General features: G+C 37.3%; 20 protein-coding genes. 10 read left to right on the top strand and 10 right to left on the bottom strand.

What is annotated here, in order from left to right; all coding sequences use genetic code 11:
- Positions 1 to 33 precede the first annotated feature (33 nt).
- Complete coding sequence (locus AC1M9I_RS05860; protein WP_481610807.1) at positions 34 to 408, top strand: hypothetical protein; 375 nt, start codon at positions 34 to 36, stop codon at positions 406 to 408.
- A 67-nt stretch (positions 409 to 475) separates the two neighbouring features.
- Here AC1M9I_RS05860 and AC1M9I_RS05855 read toward each other — a convergent pair whose 3' ends face one another.
- Entirely contained in the window at positions 476 to 1,105 is a 630-nt protein-coding gene (locus AC1M9I_RS05855) for an alpha/beta hydrolase (RefSeq protein ID WP_035267316.1), read from the bottom strand.
- Between the two features lie 123 nt (positions 1,106 to 1,228).
- Between AC1M9I_RS05855 and yaaA the strand changes: the two genes are divergently transcribed.
- Together yaaA and AC1M9I_RS05845 are read left to right on the top strand one after the other, a co-directional pair.
- Positions 1,229 to 2,008, top strand: a complete 780-nt coding sequence (gene yaaA, locus AC1M9I_RS05850) for a peroxide stress protein YaaA (protein ID WP_481610806.1) — start codon at positions 1,229 to 1,231, stop codon at positions 2,006 to 2,008.
- Positions 2,009 to 2,041: 33 nt separating this feature from the next.
- Positions 2,042 to 2,671 carry an HD domain-containing protein gene (locus tag AC1M9I_RS05845; RefSeq protein ID WP_481610805.1) on the top strand — a complete coding sequence of 210 codons (630 nt, stop codon included), beginning with the start codon at positions 2,042 to 2,044 and terminating at the stop codon, positions 2,669 to 2,671.
- Here the strand turns inward: AC1M9I_RS05845 and AC1M9I_RS05840 are convergent.
- From AC1M9I_RS05840 to AC1M9I_RS05825, 4 genes are all read right to left on the bottom strand, one after another.
- Complete coding sequence (locus tag AC1M9I_RS05840) at positions 2,660 to 4,075, bottom strand: cryptochrome/photolyase family protein (protein ID WP_481594729.1); 1,416 nt, start codon at positions 4,073 to 4,075, stop codon at positions 2,660 to 2,662. The genes AC1M9I_RS05845 and AC1M9I_RS05840 overlap by 12 nt on opposite strands.
- Before the next feature lie 131 nt (positions 4,076 to 4,206).
- Positions 4,207 to 4,689, bottom strand: coding sequence for an FKBP-type peptidyl-prolyl cis-trans isomerase (locus AC1M9I_RS05835; RefSeq protein WP_092767151.1), 483 nt, complete (start codon positions 4,687 to 4,689; stop codon positions 4,207 to 4,209).
- A gap of 135 nt (positions 4,690 to 4,824) precedes the next feature.
- Positions 4,825 to 6,111 (bottom strand): NAD(P)/FAD-dependent oxidoreductase, encoded by a 1,287-nt coding sequence (locus AC1M9I_RS05830; RefSeq protein ID WP_035267310.1) that lies wholly within the window; start codon positions 6,109 to 6,111, stop codon positions 4,825 to 4,827.
- Between the two features lie 122 nt (positions 6,112 to 6,233).
- A complete protein-coding gene (locus tag AC1M9I_RS05825; protein ID WP_481594728.1) occupies positions 6,234 to 7,544 on the bottom strand; it encodes a D-alanyl-D-alanine carboxypeptidase family protein in 1,311 nt (436 codons plus the stop codon).
- Positions 7,545 to 7,723: 179 nt separating this feature from the next.
- Here AC1M9I_RS05825 and AC1M9I_RS05820 point away from each other — a divergent pair, with 179 nt between their 5' ends.
- Positions 7,724 to 9,427 (top strand): M61 family metallopeptidase, encoded by a 1,704-nt coding sequence (locus AC1M9I_RS05820; protein ID WP_481594727.1) that lies wholly within the window; start codon positions 7,724 to 7,726, stop codon positions 9,425 to 9,427.
- A 40-nt stretch (positions 9,428 to 9,467) separates the two neighbouring features.
- Here the strand turns inward: AC1M9I_RS05820 and AC1M9I_RS05815 are convergent, their stop codons facing one another.
- The 3 genes from AC1M9I_RS05815 to AC1M9I_RS05805 form a co-directional block, all read right to left on the bottom strand.
- Entirely contained in the window at positions 9,468 to 10,178 is a 711-nt protein-coding gene (locus AC1M9I_RS05815) for a hypothetical protein (RefSeq protein WP_481594726.1), read from the bottom strand.
- A 115-nt stretch (positions 10,179 to 10,293) separates the two neighbouring features.
- Complete coding sequence (uraH, locus tag AC1M9I_RS05810) at positions 10,294 to 10,689, bottom strand: hydroxyisourate hydrolase (RefSeq protein ID WP_481594725.1); 396 nt, start codon at positions 10,687 to 10,689, stop codon at positions 10,294 to 10,296.
- Positions 10,690 to 10,817: 128 nt separating this feature from the next.
- Positions 10,818 to 11,600 carry an rRNA large subunit pseudouridine synthase E gene (locus AC1M9I_RS05805; protein ID WP_035268720.1) on the bottom strand — a complete coding sequence of 261 codons (783 nt, stop codon included), beginning with the start codon at positions 11,598 to 11,600 and terminating at the stop codon, positions 10,818 to 10,820.
- Positions 11,601 to 11,904: 304 nt separating this feature from the next.
- Between AC1M9I_RS05805 and AC1M9I_RS05800 the strand changes: the two genes are divergently transcribed.
- The 5 genes from AC1M9I_RS05800 to AC1M9I_RS05780 all read left to right on the top strand — a co-directional run bounded on the left by AC1M9I_RS05800 (position 11,905) and on the right by AC1M9I_RS05780 (position 16,975).
- The gene (locus AC1M9I_RS05800) at positions 11,905 to 12,456 is read left to right on the top strand and encodes a M23 family metallopeptidase (RefSeq protein ID WP_481594724.1); all 552 of its coding nucleotides are present in this window, start codon (positions 11,905 to 11,907) and stop codon (positions 12,454 to 12,456) included.
- A 235-nt stretch (positions 12,457 to 12,691) separates the two neighbouring features.
- Positions 12,692 to 12,883 (top strand): hypothetical protein, encoded by a 192-nt coding sequence (locus tag AC1M9I_RS05795; protein ID WP_035268717.1) that lies wholly within the window; start codon positions 12,692 to 12,694, stop codon positions 12,881 to 12,883.
- Positions 12,884 to 12,987: 104 nt separating this feature from the next.
- On the top strand, positions 12,988 to 13,113 hold the full coding sequence (locus tag AC1M9I_RS05790) for a hypothetical protein (RefSeq protein ID WP_257219857.1): 126 nt from the start codon (positions 12,988 to 12,990) through the stop codon (positions 13,111 to 13,113).
- A 172-nt stretch (positions 13,114 to 13,285) separates the two neighbouring features.
- The gene (locus AC1M9I_RS05785) at positions 13,286 to 14,113 is read left to right on the top strand and encodes a PhzF family phenazine biosynthesis protein (protein ID WP_481594723.1); all 828 of its coding nucleotides are present in this window, start codon (positions 13,286 to 13,288) and stop codon (positions 14,111 to 14,113) included.
- 72 nt (positions 14,114 to 14,185) lie between these two features.
- Positions 14,186 to 16,975, top strand: a complete 2,790-nt coding sequence (locus AC1M9I_RS05780; RefSeq protein ID WP_481594722.1) for a M16 family metallopeptidase — start codon at positions 14,186 to 14,188, stop codon at positions 16,973 to 16,975.
- Positions 16,976 to 17,028: 53 nt separating this feature from the next.
- On the opposite strand, the gene AC1M9I_RS05775 is transcribed toward AC1M9I_RS05780, so the two are convergent.
- Together AC1M9I_RS05775 and AC1M9I_RS05770 are read right to left on the bottom strand one after the other, a co-directional pair.
- Complete coding sequence (locus tag AC1M9I_RS05775) at positions 17,029 to 18,093, bottom strand: amidohydrolase family protein (protein ID WP_481594721.1); 1,065 nt, start codon at positions 18,091 to 18,093, stop codon at positions 17,029 to 17,031.
- Positions 18,094 to 18,234: 141 nt separating this feature from the next.
- Positions 18,235 to 18,624, bottom strand: a complete 390-nt coding sequence (locus AC1M9I_RS05770; RefSeq protein WP_481586410.1) for a DUF3144 domain-containing protein — start codon at positions 18,622 to 18,624, stop codon at positions 18,235 to 18,237.
- Between the two features lie 113 nt (positions 18,625 to 18,737).
- Between AC1M9I_RS05770 and AC1M9I_RS05765 the strand changes: the two genes are divergently transcribed.
- On the top strand, positions 18,738 to 19,370 hold the full coding sequence (locus tag AC1M9I_RS05765) for a hypothetical protein (RefSeq protein WP_481610804.1): 633 nt from the start codon (positions 18,738 to 18,740) through the stop codon (positions 19,368 to 19,370).
- Positions 19,371 to 19,461: the final 91 nt, after the last annotated feature.

The raw sequence follows: 19,461 nt of genomic DNA, 5'->3' as shown, positions 1-19,461 counted from the left end.
TTCTATATAATTAAAAAGCCTTTGGATGAGGAAATGAAAAAATTACAATTTTTAGTTGATCAAACGAAATACGCTAAGGCTCATTCAAGTCATTCTCATGATAATGCACAAACTTACGTTACAGCATTGTTATCTGAACAGTTGGTGCAACATGGATTTCACACTCAAAATACGAATCCGCATGAATTGGAAGTCAGTGTCTCTGATCACCCAATCGCTTTAGGGGTGAACTGTAATCAACCAGATGGCGAAGGACATTTTGTATGTGAAATAAGTGCGCATGCAGATGAGGAACAGGATTGGTTCCAAAAAATTGAGACGCAGAGTGTGATTAAACAACTTGCGCAAGCAGTAGAGCAGACATTAAGAGAAGATGAGTCGTTCCAATCGCTAGAATGGAAATCCTAACGAGGAATAAAACAAACCCAATGTAAAGAATCTACACTGGGTTTTTCTGAAACACGTAATATTTATATTAAGCCGTAAGGAAGCGAGTGATCGCGACGCGAAGTTGCTTCAAATAACCTGTGAAGAAGTGATTAGCACCAGGTAGCACTGTAATAATATGGCGTTGAGGCTTTGCCCATTCAATTAAATCGGATAATAAAGTGACTTCATCTGCCTCACCATGAATAAACAGAATATCACCTTTAATTGCTGGAGTAACATAGTGACGGATACCAGCAACTGTGGCTGTTGGTAAACCACATAGAATGACTTGTTCAGGTTGAATTTCTTGAGGTAGTGCATGATATGCCTTCGCCATAACATGTGCACCAAAACTAAAGCCTCCAACGTAGAAAGGCAATGTAAGGTGTTTTGCACGTACTTGACGAATGACTTCTAAAATATCTTCTGTTTCACCAAATCCTTCATCGTGAACCCCTTCACTTTGACCTGATCCACGGAAACTTGGACGATAAACGATATAACCACGCTCAAGGAACATTTGAGCTAGCAGAGTGGGAACTTTGTGCTGAGGAGTACCACCTTGAAGCGGGTGAGGGTGACAAACGACCGCAAATCCTTTTACTTCAGACTGAGGATAATCTACAAAAACCTCAATTTTGCCAACAGGGCCTTGAATGAACATTTGTTCAGACATAAAAATACCGATTAACGTGCAGGAGAATCGTATATTTTAACGTCAATAATTAAAAAAAACACAATTGGAAATAAAATAAGTCTACTGTTATAGTTTGATTAATTGTTTTTTGATCAGGTTTCTATGTTTGCCTTAATTTCTCCTGCTAAGACATTAGATTATGAATCTACACTTCCAACTGATAAACATACTTTACCAAGATTGCTTGACCACTCACAACAGCTTATAGACGTAAGTCGTAAATTGTCTGCTTCAGAAATCGCCAAATTAATGAGTGTAAGTGAAAAAATTGCGAATCTTAACGTGGAACGCTTTAGAGATTGGCAATCAGACTTTGATTTATCAAATTCACGCCAAGCAATATTTGCCTTTAAGGGCGATGTTTATACAGGTCTGGATGCGTATTCGCTTACGCAAGCTGATTTAGAATATGCTCAATGCCATATAAGAATGCTATCGGGTCTCTATGGATTGCTTCGACCACTGGATTTGATGATGCCTTATCGTTTAGAAATGGGCACGAAATTAGCAAATCCACGCGGTCACAATCTTTACGAATTTTGGGGAGATGAAATTACCCAATTGATCAACCAAGATTTATCAGAAGCCAAGAGTGATTTATTGGTCAATATCGCATCCGATGAATATTATAAATCGGTGAAAGAAAGCAAAATTGAAGCTGAAATTATCAAGCCCGTATTTTTAGACCAGAAAAATGGAAAATATAAAGTAATAAGTTTCTATGCAAAAAAAGCGCGTGGATTGATGGCACGTTATATTATCGAAAATAAACCTAATACTGTGGATGATCTTAAATCATTCAATACGGATGGCTATTATTTCGATGCTGAAAGTTCTTTGAAAGGTGAGCTCGTATTTAAACGTGATGAGCAGGCTGCTTGAAAATAAATAGGCGGTAGCTGGGCAGGGTGTCTGATGATTGATTCATATTTAAACCAGTTGAGAAGATACTGGGCCGCTACTGCACAACAGCTTGAACTATCCTCAGAGGATTCCATAGCTATTCTTGATAGATTAGAAGTTCATTACAGTGAGCCTCATCGGCATTATCATACAGTGCAGCATATCGTTGAATGTATGGAACACTTACAATTGGTTCTACCAAATTTAAAAGATCCTTTGTCAGTCTCTATGGCTCTTTGGTTTCATGATGTCATTTATGAGCCTAAGGCACACGATAATGAACAACAAAGTGCTGATCTGATGCTGAACATCATATCTCCTCACATGGAGATGATGAGATGTGAGAAAATTTATCAGTGGATATTAGCGACCAAAGAGCATCGTTGTGCATCTGATTCGGATCTTAACTATTTACTTGATATTGATCTTGCAATTCTCGGTTCAAACGCCAAACGTTTTGAAGAATATCAGCAGCAAATTCATCAAGAATTCAGTTGGGTACCATCTGAATTTTATACACTAAAACGAAATGAAGTTCTTAATAGCTTTTATCAAATGGAATCCATTTATAAAACAGCATATTTTCATGACACTTTAGAAAATCAAGCCAAACAAAATTTAGAACGAGCATTAGTTAGCTGATTTGAAAGCAGCTAATGCGCGCTGTCGACTCATCTTTAAATCAACAATAGGTTTTGGATAATTGAGTTTAAGATTCGGATTTTTAGCGTAAGGCTCATGAATGATTTTCGCATCAAGATGAGCTAATTCAGGTACCCATTTGCGAATATAATCACCTTGACTATCAAATTTTTGTGATTGACTAATGGGGTTGAAAATACGGAAATAAGGTACAGCATCTGTACCTGTTGAAGCACACCATTGCCAGCCACCATTATTTGCCGCTAAATCTCCATCAATCAAATGTTGCATAAACCATTGTTCGCCTTTACGCCAGTCGATGAGCAAATTCTTACTAAGGAACATGGCGACAATCATTCTGACACGATTGTGCATCCATCCTGTTTCAAGCATTTGACGGATTCCAGCGTCCACAATTGGAATACCCGTTTGTCCAAACTTCCAAGCATTTAATTCATCGGGTGCATCACGCCATGGCACATTAGATGTATTTAAATTGAATGGTTGATATTTCGATAATCTTGGAAAGTCAAACAGGATGTGTTGATAAAATTCTCGCCATAATAATTCATCTAACCAAGTTTGTTGACCATCAGAGTAGAGATGAAAATTGCCATTTGAGCGACTAAAAATTGCAGCCAAACATTGTCGAATCGAAATAAATCCTAGATTTAAATACGGTGATAATTGACTGGTTGCATCAATGTTTGGAAAGTCGCGTTGTTGTTTGTACGTCTCTAAATTCTCGTCAACAAATTTCTCGAGCATTTGTAGTGCATATGACTCTCCAACAGGCCATTGATATTTAATCTGAGCATCAGGATAAAAATCATGTATCGATGGAATTTTGGAGGTATGAAAGCGTTGTATAAGCTCATGAGGTTGTACCTTCGGTACAGCGAGTGGTTGAGGAACAGAGATATTCAAGATTTCATAGCATGCACGTTTATAAGCACCAAAAACTTGATAAGGCTGGCGCGTCTTATTACGAATTGATCCAAGTGGGAAAATTGTGCGGTCATGATAATACTCGACAGTCACCTGATGCGATTCTAATAAGGTCTGGACTTGCGCATCACGATTCAACTCATTCATGCCGATTTCGATGTTAGCGTGTATCGCAGTAATTTGATATTTTTTTGCGAAAGTTAATATTTTAGCTGGTACATCGTCCCATTGGGGCACGATTTCCACCACAAGTGGGATATTGAATTGCTTTAACTCACTTTCAAGTGATTTAAGTTGGCGAAGATAAAAGTCAATTTTAATCACTGCATCATCATGCAATTTCCATTGTTCAGGCGAAAGTATCACCACTGCACAAGTATTCCCATGCCGGTTTGCCTCCATTAACGCCGTGTTATCCCTAACTCTTAAATCCTGACGAAACCAAATGAGATTCATATGATTAATATCCAAATATCCTCAGGAAATTATAAGAATTTGAATCATTTAAATCGTTAAGCATTGTAATTTTTTGCATAAAAAAAAGGCGAAGCAGAAGCTTCACCTTTTTGTCCTAAAATCCGTAGATCTTAGTGGTGGTGACCACCTACACCGTGAACGTGACCGTGATCTAACTCTTCTTGAGTTGCTTCACGGATTTCAACGATTTCAACATCAAATGTTAAGTCTTGACCAGCAAGCGGGAAGTTAGCATCAACGATTACGTTTTCGCCTTCAACAGCTTTAACAGTCACAATTTGAACGCCATCATCAGTTTGCGCTTGGAATTGCATACCAGCTTCGATGTTGTCTACGCCTTGGAACATTTGTTTAGGTACTTCTTGAACTAAATCAGTGTTGTACTCACCATAAGCTTCAGCAGCAGGAATCGTTACTGTGAATTTGTCACCAGTCGTTTTACCTAACATTGCTTTTTCTAAGCCAGGGATAATGTTGCCAGCGCCTTGCAAATATGCAAGTGGTTCACCTTGAGATTGATCGAGAGTTTCACCCTCTGCATTAGTCAATTTATAGTTAAATAAAACCACAAGGTCATTTGCAATAACTGTCATGTTAATGATCCATTCAAATATTTTAAGGGTACATCATAAAGTGAAAACCAATTTTTGTAGACAATTTTCTAAAAAAAATGCAGTTTCGATAATTTATAACGCTTAAATATTACATTGGGGCGTCTTTTAGATTTTTCAATGCAATTTGATTTTAGGTGCTATTTTTCTGGTCACAAAATCTTTGGCTGTGAGTAATCCTGCCTGTGCATAACCATAAATCGTGGCTTGATGCAGTCGGTAAAGCGATACATACATCGATTTCGCCACAAATCCTTGAACATTGACCTGACCAAGTAATTCACCAACTGCTTTATTCTCACTTAAAGATACAAGTGAACCTTTGTCAGAAAAATTGAACATCGGTTGTGATTTTCCTGAAATTCGCGCTTTCATTGCATCAACGAGGAAAGCAGCCTGTTGACTTGCAACTTGCGCACGCGGTCCTAAAGCTGTTTCACGGGCATCTAGAATACAGTATGCGCAATCACCGAATGCAAAAACATTCGGATCTGCTTTTGTTTGGAGTGTTGCAAATACGTGTAAGCGACCCATACGATCTTTTTCGAAGCCTTCTAGGTTTTGAATCACTGCTGGAGTTTTAATGCCCGCAGCCCAAACTTTTAATTGTGCTGGAATTGAACTTCCATCATTAAAGTAAATTTGATCAGCATCCACTTTTTCGACACGCTTAGACGTTAAAATATCCACATTCATGCGCTTAAGCTGCTTAGTGCTGTGGTCTGACATTTTTTCAGAAAGAGCCGGTAGAATACGATCCGCGCCTTCAATTAGTGAAATTTTGACATTTTTAGGATCAATTTTATTAAGACCGTATTTAAAGAAGTTTTGTTTGGCTTGAACTAATTCCGCTGCAAGCTCAACACCCGTTGCACCTGCACCTATAATGCCAATATGCAGCTCACGATGGTCATTATTATTTTGAGCTTCGATATAAAGATGAAGTAGATGCTGCTGGAACTGTTCAGCCTGTTTTGGATTATCTAAATAGTGACAATGTTCTTGCACACCTGAAGTATTGAAATCATTGGAAACCGAACCAACCGCTAGAATAAGAGTGTCATAACTTAGCGTTAAATGATCAGTCGATTGGTCATAGGTCGATGCCACAGGTTTGAGCAATTGAATGGTCTTGGCTTCACGATCTAATTGTTCAAATTTACCCAATACAAACTCATAATGATGTTTTGCAGCATGACCAAAATAGTTTGTTTCTTCATCACTAGGGCTTAACGTACCTGCTGCAATTTCATGTAAAAGTGGTTTCCAAATATGTGTAAGCTTTTGGTCAACTAATGTAATTTTTGCTTTTTTAGATTTGCCCAGCGTGTCACCCAGTTGTGTTGCTAGTTCTAAGCCACCAGCACCACCACCCACAATGACAATATGATGAAGATTCGACATTTAATATTCCTATTTTTATAGCGTCATAAATAAAAAAGAGATGGGGTTAATATGCCATCTCTTTTTTAAAAGAATTGTCCTTTTTGTATTACAAGTTACAGATTTACAATAAAAAACTGCAATTAGTTTAAAGGATAGATTTTTGCTTGATTTGCACTGCTAGATCCGAAACTAAATAATTGTTTAAACCAATTCAAAATACTTTCAAACCATGATGCTTCATCAATTTGAAGTTCATCCTCAATCAATACCGTTTGAATGAGTCGATTATTTTGATAGATATGAATACGTGCCAACTGCTGAATTTGCGCAATAGGTGCGGTTAATGATTGTGTTAGTAGCTCGACGTTCATATGCGTTTGAGTTTGCTGTAAAGGCTCAAGAGCTGAAGTGAATCCAAAAGCATCTGTTTGAATCAAACGATGAGTTTGATTGTCAAAATCACGCATATCAATCATTTGATTCGCGTTATACAAAGAGGTCGTCACGATACTTGGCTTTTTAGTTTCGACTCTGAACATTTTTAAGGTAGATGCGACTACAGGGAGTTCAGCAATTAGTTGCTTATTTTTAATTGCAATTTCATTGCGTGTATAAGCATAGGATAGGTTTAAAAGCTGATGTGCGATTTCAGCGCGTTTGAAGCCACTTTGAGCACCGAGTACCACAACAATAAGTCTTCTTTGATTGAGGTCAAATTGTTGAGTTGGTCGGTTGGCTGTAAGTGCAAGGTTATAGCCTGCAGCACGAGTAAACCCTGTTTTTAAACCATCAACAGTAGCATCTTGTTTAAGTAAGATATTCGTTGCACGGTGAAAATGCTGATTGTAAGTAAAACTTTGCTGTTTCGAGTAGTCAAGGTAATCGGGTGTTTCATTGGTGAGTGCTTGTGCGAGCACGGCTAAATCATGCGCTGTTGAATAGTGCATATCCATTGTAATGCCCGCGGGATTGGCAAAGTTTGTATCTTTCATGCCAAGTGCTTTGGCTTCTTGATTCATGCGTTGAACAAATGCAGGTACAGATCCTGAAATTCGTTCAGCCAATGTGACAGCAGCATCGTTGGCAGACATGATAATTAAGCCTGCCAAAAGCTGATCAATCGTAATTTGTTGAGTCGGTTTCAGATACATCTGAGACTCATCCCATTGAACTACATTGACGATTGGTGTGGCAGTAATAACTTCATTTTTGTTAATTTTACCTGCTTGAATGTCTTTCAGAACGATGTATGCCACCATCATTTTGGTTAACGAAGCTGGTGCACGTTGGACATGGCTATTGTGTTCAGTAATGACTTGACCTGATTGTGGATCTAAGACAGTCCATGCTTCAGCTTCTAAACTTTCTGGTGCAACTTCGAACAAGGAAGCATGTGTGATATTTACAATAAAAAAACTAAAAATTATGAGTAGAGCAGAGTAGAGTTTCAACGGGTTTACCTATATAAGCCAATCCAATGGCATAGATCATCAAGCACACCGCATGCTATGCCTTTTTTTTCTGAAACTCTAGTCAGATTTGTAGACAATTAATACGAATCGCGCAACTCCAAGTAAAAAAATGCTAATCTAAATACAAGTTGGTTCTATAGTTTCTCAATTAAGACATTATGTTGCATTATCAGATCGAATTTGACGACTTTCGTCAGCATCTCATTCACGTTACTGTTCGTTTCGTTGCTCAACCAACTCAAGTATTGAGCTTGCCAACTTGGATTCCAGGAAGTTATCTCATTCGAGAGTTTTCAAAACATATTGAGTCTGTTCGTGCCTATGATGAAGATGGTCGAATACTCAAGATTCGTAAAAATGAAAAAAATAAGTGGCAGTTATTTAATACTGATTTTGAGCTGATTACGGTTGAGTACGACGTCTATGCATACGACCTCTCAGTACGTGGTGCTTATGTTGATGAAACACGCTTATATGTGAATCCTGCTTGTGCATGTTTAGGTTTAGAAGGACAAGAAGATAAAGCGGTAGAAGTTGAGTTATTTTTGCCAGATGAATTGAAACATTTCCAACTCGCTACAGGATTGGCATCTAAAAGTTTAGTGCGTGGTCGCTATACGCTTAAGGCAAAAAACTACGCTGAATTGATTGATGCACCATTTGAGCTTGCAGATCAAACTCGTTTTGCTTTTGAAGCAAATGGTATTCCACATGAGTTTGTGGTTTCTGGCAAACATGCGATGAATGTCCAACGTATGAAACAAGACATTGAGAAAATCTGTGCGACAGAAATATCCATGTTTGGTTCAGCACCATTTGAAAACTACACTTTTATGACCATCGCGACGGGTAACAGTTATGGTGGTTTAGAGCACCCGAACTCAACCAGTTTGATTTCTCCACGTGATGATCTACCTAAGTCCAATGAGCCTGTTGAACCTTCCGCTGATTATCAGCGTTTCTTAGGTTTGTGTAGCCATGAATATTTTCATTCATGGTTGGTGAAATTTATTCGCCCTGAAAATTTTGTGAATTATGATTTAGACAAAGAAGGCTATACCTCTTTGTTATGGATTTTTGAAGGCTTTACGTCCTACTATGATGATTTAATTCTACTTCGTAGTGGTGTGATTTCTCAGGAATCTTACTTGAAGTTGTTAAAGGCGCAGATCGATCGTTATTTGCAAAATCCAGGTCGTTTTGTTCAAACTGTTGCAGAGTCAAGTTTTGATGCATGGGTCAAATTCTATCGTCGAGATGAAAACTCTAACAATGCTGGCACAAGTTACTATAACAAGGGTTGCTTAGTAGCGCTGTGTCTAGATTTAGGTTTACGTTTAAGAGGTTCAAGTCTTGATGCATTGATGCGTAAGCTGTATGAAAATGCGCAAAAGGGTATACAGGTTCATGAACGTACCATCTATGAATTATGCCAAGAATTAACAGGTGATGATTGGTCTGAACAAATTAATCATTTGATTAATACCACGGATGAGTTACCGCTTGATCAATTGTTCCCTGAATTTGGCTTAGACTATGTTTTAAAGCATGATAAATCTTTACCATTTGGTTTAAAACTTGTAGATAAACCTGAAGGTGTATTAATTCAGTCTGCTCGTCGTGATGGCGCTGGTGTTAATGCTGGGCTTTCTGCTCATGATATTATCATCGCAGTTGATGGTTTAAAGGCGACCACTAAGCAACTCGATAAGTATGCAAAATTGGAAGGTACTTTTAATGTGCATGCTTTCCGTCGTGATGAATTAATGCAATTTGAAATTCAATCAGGTGGTAGTGAACTCACTGAAGTGGAACTTAAGGTTGCAGATCAATCTAAAGTTGATAAATGGCTTAAAGCTTAATTTGCTTAGACTATAAAATTAATGAAAAACCCATGCTTAGCTATGGGTTTTTCATAACTCCAGTTTTCGTCTTAGAACTTCCAAACGCTTTCCAATATTGTTTTGTCTTTTGAGTATTTTCAAAAGCAATTTGAACCTTTTTTATAGATTCTTTTCTTCTGTTTATGTCGGTTTCTGAGGCGTAATTTTGACCATAATTTACCTCACTTAAATGAGCTTCTGAAACAAGTCTATGAGCAGAATCTATAGCAGTTTCAAAAGTTCTTAAAACTTCTTTAAAATCTTTATGCTTGTTCACATTTTTTTCTTGATTAAGCCACTGTTGAAGATTTATTAATTTGTCGTAGTAATACAGATTATTGAATTTATCTTCGTATTTTTGCTCTTCTAAATCAAATGAGCTGTGTAATTCATGACCTTTAGCGCGGATGAGTGAGTTTTTTAATTGGTATAAGATGGTGTGATATTGATTTGAAATAATCTTAAGTTCTTCAAACTTGGATAAAGTTTCAATTGCTCTATGGAATTTATAGGCATCTTTCCATGATTCTAGGGACTTCAGTACGAAATATAGGCTGATCCAAGCTGTGATTATCCCAAGAAATTCAGCTAAAGATAAGATTTCAAGACAAATATAGTTATCACAATAGTGAGATAACTTGTTTTCATTCAATGCATAAAAGAAGTAGTAAAGAATTGATAAAAATAAAAGCAGCGTAATAGCCTTTAGTAAAGCTTTTTTTATGTTCATAAGAAATCCTTATTCTTTTGAATAGGATAATTAAACTTTTAAAATCAATAAAGAAATAAAAAAGCTCACATAATGTGAGCTAAATTTGTGTCATAAATGATCAACAAAAAAAACATTAGTTCCCTCGATAGGTTGAATAACCATATGAACTTAGTAACAACGGAATATGGTAATGATCTAAACTACCATCAATCAAAAAAACTACTGGCACTTCTGGGAAGAAAGTACGCTTGTTGTTTGCTTTAAACCAGTCACCAGTTTTAAAAGTTACTCTGTAAACACCTTTTTGAAGATCTGTTTCGGCTGGATATAGAGCCTTGATACGACCATTTTCATCCGTTTTAGCTTCGTTGAGCTTTACCCATTTTTCACCCTGCTGCGCTTCAAGTGTAACTGCAATATTAGAAGATGGTAGACCAGTTTCTTGATTAAGCACATGAACACTTAAAGGATTTGCCAAAGTGAATGTTGAAAATGCAAAACCTGAAATAGCAAGCGTAAATTTTTTCATAAGTATCAACTCACAGTAAGCAAATAATCGAAAAAGTGTACTTAAAATGAGAGATGATTTAAGTTAATTTATGTATAAAAAAAGGATGCAACCGCATCCTTTTTACTTTTTTATACAATAGCTTGAGCTTAGCGTGCACGTCCACGTGGAGCTTTTGTATTTGGGCGAGTAGTACCATTGGTCTTACGACGTGGTTTCTCATGCTCTTCCATTTGCCAAATACGTTTAGTACCCGATTTTTTCTTAGTACCATCTTTATTGACTTTCTTATTAATCGGCTTGCCACCTGTACCGCCCGGTTTCTTCACATAAGAGCGTGAGCGGTATGGCTCTTCTGCAGGAACATTTTGAAAGTCAGGATAAAGTAATGGTTCAATTTCTCTAGTTTCGCCAGATTCAAGACCCATCTGTACTAAGTCTATTGATCCAATTTTAGTGCGAATAAGACGTAAAGTTGGGAAACCTACTGCTGCAGTCATACGTCGAACTTGGCGGTTACGACCTTCGCAAATCGAAATTTCAACCCAAGAAGTAGGTACAGAAGCACGGAAACGAACAGGAGGATCACGATCCCATAACCACTCAGGCTGTTCAACTTTTACAGCTTTTGCGGGTAGAGTCATACCGTCTTTAAGCTCTACACCTTTACGAAGCTGTTCTAAAGCCTCTTCAGTCACATCACCATCAACTTGAACCAAATAAGTTTTAAATTTCTTATTGGCAGGGTTGGTAATGTACTGATTTAAACCACCATGGTCGGTTAAAAACACTAGACCTTCAGAGTCCATGTCTAAACGTCCAGCAAGACGTAAAGTCGGATCGTCAACGAAATCAGACATTGTCATATGCGCTTCGTCTTTACGAAACTGGGAGAGAACGCCATAAGGTTTATTGAGAATGACGATTTTCATATAAAAACTTCAATAATGTGCAAATAGTGAAAGGTCTGACTTATCAAGAATTTATGAACATCCTGAATTGATCTGAGGATTCGATCATTGAAGTCAAACAAAATAAATCGGGGAATTGGTGACTATTATGCGTGATTCAAAAAAGAAAGTATCGTATTGATCAAAAAAAATATGTAATTCTGACGATTTAATCGGTATAAGCAGGCTTTTATTGGTTTCTGACAAGTGCTCTTAATTTAAACAATACAATGCAAACGTCGTTCAGACGCTAAAATTTAACTCAATTTAAGATGTTAGGTTGTATATGAAAAAAAGGATTATCGGATCACTCATTGCAATCAGTTGGATGCTTACTGCTTGTCAGCCCCCAAATTCAGGCGCAACAGCAGGAATACAATATCCATATTTATACTGGAAACTTCAACAGCAAGCGTTGACAGAGCCGTTGGCGATACCCGTTGAAGGAGTCAAAGTAACTCAAATAGCAGATACTTGGGGGGCAGCACGTTCAAATGGTCGTACACATCAAGGAATTGATATTTTTGCCAAACGAGGTACGCCTGTATTGAGTACAACACAAGGTATTGTAAGTCGTATCGGCACAAATAGTTTGGGAGGTAAAGTCATCTGGGTGGTAGGACCTCAGTTAAGTCGCCATTACTATGCACATTTAGATGAATATGCAGCACACATCCAAGAAGGTGACTGGGTTGAAGTCGGTGAAGTATTAGGATATGTGGGAAATACTGGCAATGCGATCAATACACCTCCGCATTTACATTATGGGATTTATTTAACGAGTGGTGCTACAAATCCATATCCATATTTAAAACCATATTTAAAACCAGAGGAATAAGTCTCGTTAATACAAGTAAACAAATGAGAGAGCCTTGTAAGCCTCGTAACATATATCAATTTTAATCCTCTGAAATTTAAATAGCTTACACAATGGAAGTTACGATGCAGTATTTTGATACAGCTCTATGCTCGCAGTTTCGTGCAAAAGGGTTATGGTTATTTGTACTGGTCTAATTCAAGTAAAAAAGAATTTAAGATCCGTATCAAAAAACTGATAATCATGGAGATATGAAATGAGTAATCAATACAATCAAGATCAAAATGAGCAACAGCAACAAAATCACCAACAACGTCAACAAGGTCAACAGCCACATCAACAACAACCGAATCAGCAGCAACAGCAACAAGATCAACAGCAGCAGAATCAGCAACAGTCCCGTCAACAATCACAACAGCAATCTGATTTAGATCAACAAAATCGTTAATCCATTAATCATGAATTGAATGGGAATTTAGGGATGAATGCCCATTCTTGTCAGTAAATTCAAGCATTAACAATTTAAAGTGAATGACACGAGGAAGATAAGATATGGCGAATAAGTCCAAGTTAAAAATTAAAGATTTAAAAGATCAAATTAAATCGAGACTTAAGAAAATTTCTAAGCATGAATCTAAGTTAAAAGATTTAAAGAAAGCGCTCAAAAAGCGTAAATAGCAAAAGACCCTCATGTGAGGGTTTTTTTATGGAAGATCATTAGAAGTATACAGTTTATGAACGAATCTTTGTGAAGCAATAATTTATAGTCAAGATTGAAATTAATCTATGATTTGAAATAATAAAAGATTATTATTCTCAATTAGAAGTTTGGAAATATTAGGGTGTATTTATGAAAATGTATCAAGTTGATGCCTTTACTACAGCGTTGTTTAAGGGGAATCCTGCAGCTGTAGTGGTTAGTGAAGAATGGCTTGATACATCACTCATGCAAAATATTGCATTTGAAAATAATTTGGCTGAAACGGCTTTTGTTAAAATTATTGATGATGAAAATTATGAAATCCGTTGGTTTACACCTAAAGTTGAAGTCGATTTTTGTGGTCATGCCACTTTAGCGAGCAGTTATGTACTTTTTAATGAGTATACTCAAGCGAAAAACATTAAATTTCATGTTAAAGATTTAGGAATTTTTACCATCACGCGACAAGACGATGGAAAAATCACAATGAATTTCCCAGTTCGAATCCCTCATTTAACTGAAGAGTTTCCTGAATTATTAAAAGAAGTGGTCGATCGCCCAATCAAGGAAATTTATCTAAATCAACAAGCTTATATTTTAGTCTTGGAAAGTGAACAAGATGTGCTTGATGCCAAACCTAATTTTGCCAATATTAATGCAATTGCTGAAGCATATGAGGTTAGTACTTGTATTACAGCATCCGATCATCCCGATATTGCTATAACTGCAGCATCAGAACAATATGATTATGTGGCACGTTATTTTGCACCACATAAAGGCATCAATGAAGATCCTGTAACAGGTTCTATGCATACAGGATTAGCACCCTTGTGGGCTGAGAAATTGAATAAAACAGAACTTATTGCTTTTCAAAGCTCAGAACGAGGTGGCGTGTTGTATTGCCAACTTAAAGAGAATCAAAGAATTGAAATTTCTGGCTATGCCAAACTTTATATGAAAGCTGAAATTTACCTTTAAAGCATAAACCCTATTGATCATACCCTTGTCAGGCGTGTGATCAATTTTTTTATATCAATAATTGGAAGAACAATGCTAACTCGTTTTAAAAAACTTTCACTTACTTTAATGATCGTTGCGGTCAGTTCTAGCGGTTTAGCACAACCTATTTTGGTCAAGACTGAACAAAATATTGAAGAATACAAACTAGAAAATGGTTTACGGGTAATTTTGGCACCGATACCTAAAGAAAATAAAATTTTTATGAATATGGTGTATTTAACTGGAGCTTTGAATGACCCACAAGGTAAAGGTGGTTTAGCACATTTACTTGAGCATCTCGCGTTCAAAGGCACAGAAAATGTAAAAGGAGATGAGTTTCAACGTCGTCTAGATCAGCATACGCTCATGAGTAATGCGATGACTGACTACTATTCTACCCAGTATATGAGTGTCATCCGTCCAGAAAAAAAAGCCATTGATGAAATGCTGTATCTTGAGGCAGAGCGAATGGATAAGCTCGTACTTCAGGAAAAATTTGTTCCGTCAGAAATCGCAATCGTAAAACGAGAGCGTGAGGTTCGAATGGATCAACCTTTTTCAGTATTGATGGATCAAATTTGGAAATCTGCTTACGGAAATCAGTATCTAGGTCGTCTACCGATTGGTGATTTAACTGAGCTTCAGTCAATCAACATGAAGGAACTGAATCAATTTTACCGACAATGGTATGCACCGAATAATGCAGTTCTAGTGATTGCAGGTAAATTTGATAAAGCGGATATTCTGAGAGCAGTGGATAAAAATTTTAATCAAATTCCTGCGCGTCAAATTCCTGAGTCAACCAAAGTTCCAATGCTTGATTCGACCAAGATTAAAGATCGTCAATTTATCGTGCAAAAGGGAAGTGATTTAGGTAAATACAATATTTATCTCAATGGTGTCCAGCATAAAACACAGACTGCACTCGCTTTAGCACCTTATTTATTTACAATGCAACCTAGTGGTCATTTGTACAAAGATATTGTAGAAACAGGTACAGCTACACAGGTTCAATCGACGACATGGTTAACACCCGATTTTAATCTTGTTTTTATGGGGGCAGTGTATGCTCCTAATCACGACGAGAAAAAAGTTGCCCTGTCTCTAGAAAAAGGAATTGAGAAAAAGCATCAATTTAATGAAACAGAATTAAATCGTGTCAAAAACATGATTAAAAATGGTCAAGAGAGCATGATGACCAATGCCTCTTCTGTGGGTGGTTTCATTAGTGATTATGTGGTTTCATCCAATGGGGATTGGACAAAATATTTTAAAGATCAAGCAGAGATACAAAGTTTAAATGTCGATCAGGTTAATCAGGCAATAAATCAATTCTTGGTTGCTGAGCATCGTATTTCGGGAGACATACAACCTACGCCTGAGGATCAAAAAAAGGCACTCGAGCTAGACGCTCATGAGCAAGAATCAAAAACTTTAGATCAAGTGACAACTCAAGAAGAGCCTTTAAAAGACCCAGCTGTGTATAAAGCTGAAGTGGCTGAGCACCTAAAAAATTCCAAACAGTATGTTGAAAAGTTAGAGAAAAAAATCAAGCGTGGTACTTTGAAAAATGGGATGCAGTATGCACTATTCCCAACGTCAACACGCGATGACAAAACTTACGCATCGATATCTTTAAATTTTGGGACAGCACTATCACTCAAGCATCAAGGTGAAGCATTAGGCTTTATGTCTTATTTGCTATTGAGAGCATCTGAGCAGTATAGTCTGCAAGATATTGCAGACAAATCAATCGAGGCGGGTGGTCGAGCATCTGCTTCAGCTGTTGATAATGGTATTGTGATTAACGTATCTGCGAAGAAAGAAAAATTTACAGAATTCTTCAAGTTTATTGTCGACGTTATGAATAATCCGAAATTTGAGCAAAGTCAGTTTGACCTCATCAAATCGCAAACATTATCGTCATTAAATCGACCATATACAGAGCCTGAAACTGTTGCAGGACTGACTATCGCTAGAATCGTAGAGCGATATGAACCAGGTGATTTGCGATATCATTTTGAACCTGAGCTAGCAAAGCAGCAAATTGAAACCATCACCAATGATCAAATTAAAGCTTTGTACCAAAAGTATTTTACAACTCAAAATGGTCAAATATCGGTGACTGGTGATTTTGATGACAAAGCCATTCTGAAATATTTGAATTCATCTTTAGGTCAGTCTAAGACAAAAGAACCATACCAACGTTTGCAGGGCAGTCATATAGATTATCCTGCTCAAAAAGTTCATGCGCTGGCTGAACAGCGTCAATTTGGTAATTATCAAGCGGTTATTGCCATTCCAGTGGGTAATAATCATCCTGATGCAGAAGCATTATATGTGTTGAGCCATATTCTAGGCGAGTCACAATTATCATCACGCCTTGCCATGGAGTTACGTGAAAAAAATGCGTTGGTTTACAGCTTTGGAAGTAGTTTGAGTTTGGATAATTTTATCAATGTTGGTGCTCTAGGTGTAAGTGCTAATTATGCAGCAGGAAAATCAGCTCAAGTTTCTCAAGGTGTGCATAAAGTATTTACTGACTTATTAAAGAATGGTGTGACGGAGCAAGAGCTTGAAGCGGCTAAAGCCAATATTATGAAACAGCGTGTCACGAATTTAGAGGATGAGCGCCGTATTCATCGTGGATTGAACAGTCAGCTTGAGCAAAATAAAACACAGCTTTCAAGGCTAGAGCGAGATCAGGCATTTGCAAAACTGACGAAGAAAGATATAGATGCAGTGATCAAAAAATATATTAAGCCTGAGTTTTTGGTTGAAGTTATGGCAGATCAGTATGGTAAACCACAACCTGAAATGATTTCAAAGCCTAAAACTTAGAACCACAATGTACGATTTAAAAAGGCTCATTCGATCGTGAATGAGCCTTTTTTTTAAAGCTTATAAAATTGCTGCGCATTTTTACAAAATATCTGTTCAACAACTTCTGAATTATAGGTAGCGACAATGTCGCTAAAGGCATCAATGATATTTGTGAGTGATGTGCTCACTTTATCCATCGGGAAGTTGGATGCAAACATGACACGATAAGGCCCAAAACATTGTAAAGCATGAATAATCATAGTAGAGACCAATTCAATGATTTGTTGTTTAGATGCTAGTGTTCGTCGTGTATGAAATTGATGACCCAAAACTGGCATGAAGAGTCCAGACATTTTTGTATATACATTCGGACATTGAGCTAATTCTGCAAGATCTTCTTTCCAGTGGAAATAGATATTGTCTCGCGCAGTTTGGGTGATTCCTGTGTGTTTACCTACTGGGCCGAATAAACCTGCTGGTGTGCCCAAATGATCTAAGACAATCGAAGTCTCAGGAAAACGTTTTGCCAAAGCAATAACATCTTTAAGCTGGCTAGAATAAACCCAAGCATCAAAGCTTAAATTGTACTGGGCTAAGGCTTCAAAACCTTTTAAAAATTTTCGATCAGTGTAGAGGTGGGGATCATCGTTCCATGCATGAATTCCAGGATCTTCATGATGTGCAGCCATTTTTCGAATACCACGAAAATGCGGAGATGCCTTTTTATGCATTTTAAGAATTTTTTTGAAATTACTTTCACGAGGATCAGCTGTTGCAACGATTCCAGCCAATTTGATGTTTTCTTGAGAAAAAGGAAGCTGCTGAATAAATTGCGTTTCTTCTACAACGCCAGTCCCTTTTTGATGATGCCAGCTGGCTTCGACATGTACAACACGGCTCACAGTATAGTGTCCAATGTCTTTGTGGTAATCCGCTGGTAAATAGGGTGCTGTGATGTAATCTGTAAGTCCTACTGTATCAATTAAATCTTTAGGTTTTACGAGACGAACGACTTTATCCAATATTTTTGGATGTTTTCCAAAAAGCTTAACAGCTAAAGCGGCAGCGTGCGGCGTGTGATAAGGATCCCATTGATGGATATGTGCATCGACGATGGGAAAGTTGAGTTGATTCATCGCTATCCTTAGTTGAGTCATCAATAAGAATAACATACGAGAAATTGATCATTTTTTGAATTGCATTTTCGTTTGAATATTAGAGTTTAATCATTAAAAAAGCCCCCTAAAGGAGGCTCAATGCACACAATGCAAATCTATTTAATGATCGTGGTCATGTTTATTTGCATGAAACTCTTCATTACGACGGAAGCGAAGGTAGTTCTCAAACTGTTCGCAGTATTCGTCATAATTATCTTCAAGCATCATATGAAACTGTTGCATGATATAAGACATCACTTGTTCTTTAGCATCACGCATTTCATTGCCATCTTTAAAGTTATTGGCAGCAACCCATGTGTTAAAACGAGCAGTACCAAATAGCATCGCAGCACTGACTTGACCACGAGCATCGGCTGGTTTAACAGTAGAACCTTTTTCAACACGGCAAAATTCATTGGCTTGCTTAATAAATTCATCAGCACGTTCGAAGAAAATCGCATTCAATGCTTCTTCTTCAGTGACATCAGTCGCTTGAATCTTTTGAACCATGAATTGTTCCTAATAAATAACTTAATTCAAGCACTATTATAGGCAAAGGCTTGCATAAACTAAACCTTTCACTTAATCTAAAAATAGCCTAAGTAATTTTTATGAGCCTTTCTATGCAAGATGCTATCGCAGTTCAAAGTTTAAAAAGTGATATTGCGTTACTGAGACAGAATATTTGGCCACCTGTTGATCTTGCAAATGTCGAAGGTCTTCCCATTTATTATGGAAGCAAAGAGCAAGTAGCTGCTTATTACCAGCAGTGGACAGGTCTAATCGAAAGGGCACAAGATTTATTTCAACCTTTTATGGAAGATGAGGTTTTAGATGCCATTCATTTACCGAGTCATCTAAATTTACCGCTGTTTTATTTTCATGTAGACCGAATTCGCATTAACAAAACACGTGCAAAGGAATCAAAGACTTTTCGTGGTATTGCTAGTGTGTTAGAGAAGTGTGGACAGTTTGAACCTGAACAAGTTTTAGCAATGAGTCGCTGGTTGGATCATGATGACACTGCTGCATTAGTTGCGCATCGCGAATTTATAGATTTAAGAACTTATGTATTTCAGCATGGGCAAAGTGAATATACGAGAACACGATTTTATGTAAATGGTATTGTCTTAAGTGTTGAGCCTCATTTCGAGTTGGTTGATGCTCGCGATAAACCACGTAAGCAACGAAATGACTCATATAGCGATCCATTGGCGGATAACAACACGTGGCGTATTTATGGTAAATTTCGTTAGTTGAGCTGATTGAACTTAGTTTTTAGACATTAGAATCAATGATTAGCTACTTTATAAGTACAAAGCTTCTACGATCAATATCCAAACCTAT

The organism is Acinetobacter sp. ANC_7553, from assembly GCF_056779895.1.
This window is presented reverse-complemented; position numbering and strand designations above follow the sequence as displayed.

Bases quoted from the DNA above. Each gene is read 5' to 3' on its own strand.
- AC1M9I_RS05800 (WP_481594724.1), top strand. From the start codon at position 11,905: ATGAAAAAAAGGATTATCGGATCACTCATTGCAATCAGTTGGATGCTT.
- AC1M9I_RS05845 (WP_481610805.1), top strand. From the start codon at position 2,042: ATGATTGATTCATATTTAAACCAGTTGAGAAGATACTGGGCCGCTACT.
- AC1M9I_RS05855 (WP_035267316.1), bottom strand. From the start codon at position 1,105: ATGTCTGAACAAATGTTCATTCAAGGCCCTGTTGGCAAAATTGAGGTT.
- AC1M9I_RS05795 (WP_035268717.1), top strand. From the start codon at position 12,692: ATGAGTAATCAATACAATCAAGATCAAAATGAGCAACAGCAACAAAAT.
- AC1M9I_RS05820 (WP_481594727.1), top strand. From the start codon at position 7,724: ATGTTGCATTATCAGATCGAATTTGACGACTTTCGTCAGCATCTCATT.
- AC1M9I_RS05765 (WP_481610804.1), top strand. From the start codon at position 18,738: ATGCAAGATGCTATCGCAGTTCAAAGTTTAAAAAGTGATATTGCGTTA.
- AC1M9I_RS05775 (WP_481594721.1), bottom strand. From the start codon at position 18,093: ATGAATCAACTCAACTTTCCCATCGTCGATGCACATATCCATCAATGG.
- AC1M9I_RS05780 (WP_481594722.1), top strand. From the start codon at position 14,186: ATGCTAACTCGTTTTAAAAAACTTTCACTTACTTTAATGATCGTTGCG.
- AC1M9I_RS05770 (WP_481586410.1), bottom strand. From the start codon at position 18,624: ATGGTTCAAAAGATTCAAGCGACTGATGTCACTGAAGAAGAAGCATTG.
- uraH (WP_481594725.1), bottom strand. From the start codon at position 10,689: ATGAAAAAATTTACGCTTGCTATTTCAGGTTTTGCATTTTCAACATTC.
- AC1M9I_RS05835 (WP_092767151.1), bottom strand. From the start codon at position 4,689: ATGACAGTTATTGCAAATGACCTTGTGGTTTTATTTAACTATAAATTG.
- AC1M9I_RS05815 (WP_481594726.1), bottom strand. From the start codon at position 10,178: ATGAACATAAAAAAAGCTTTACTAAAGGCTATTACGCTGCTTTTATTT.
- AC1M9I_RS05790 (WP_257219857.1), top strand. From the start codon at position 12,988: ATGGCGAATAAGTCCAAGTTAAAAATTAAAGATTTAAAAGATCAAATT.
- AC1M9I_RS05830 (WP_035267310.1), bottom strand. From the start codon at position 6,111: ATGTCGAATCTTCATCATATTGTCATTGTGGGTGGTGGTGCTGGTGGC.
- AC1M9I_RS05805 (WP_035268720.1), bottom strand. From the start codon at position 11,600: ATGAAAATCGTCATTCTCAATAAACCTTATGGCGTTCTCTCCCAGTTT.
- AC1M9I_RS05840 (WP_481594729.1), bottom strand. From the start codon at position 4,075: ATGAATCTCATTTGGTTTCGTCAGGATTTAAGAGTTAGGGATAACACG.
- AC1M9I_RS05785 (WP_481594723.1), top strand. From the start codon at position 13,286: ATGAAAATGTATCAAGTTGATGCCTTTACTACAGCGTTGTTTAAGGGG.
- AC1M9I_RS05860 (WP_481610807.1), top strand. From the start codon at position 34: ATGAAAAAATTACAATTTTTAGTTGATCAAACGAAATACGCTAAGGCT.
- yaaA (WP_481610806.1), top strand. From the start codon at position 1,229: ATGTTTGCCTTAATTTCTCCTGCTAAGACATTAGATTATGAATCTACA.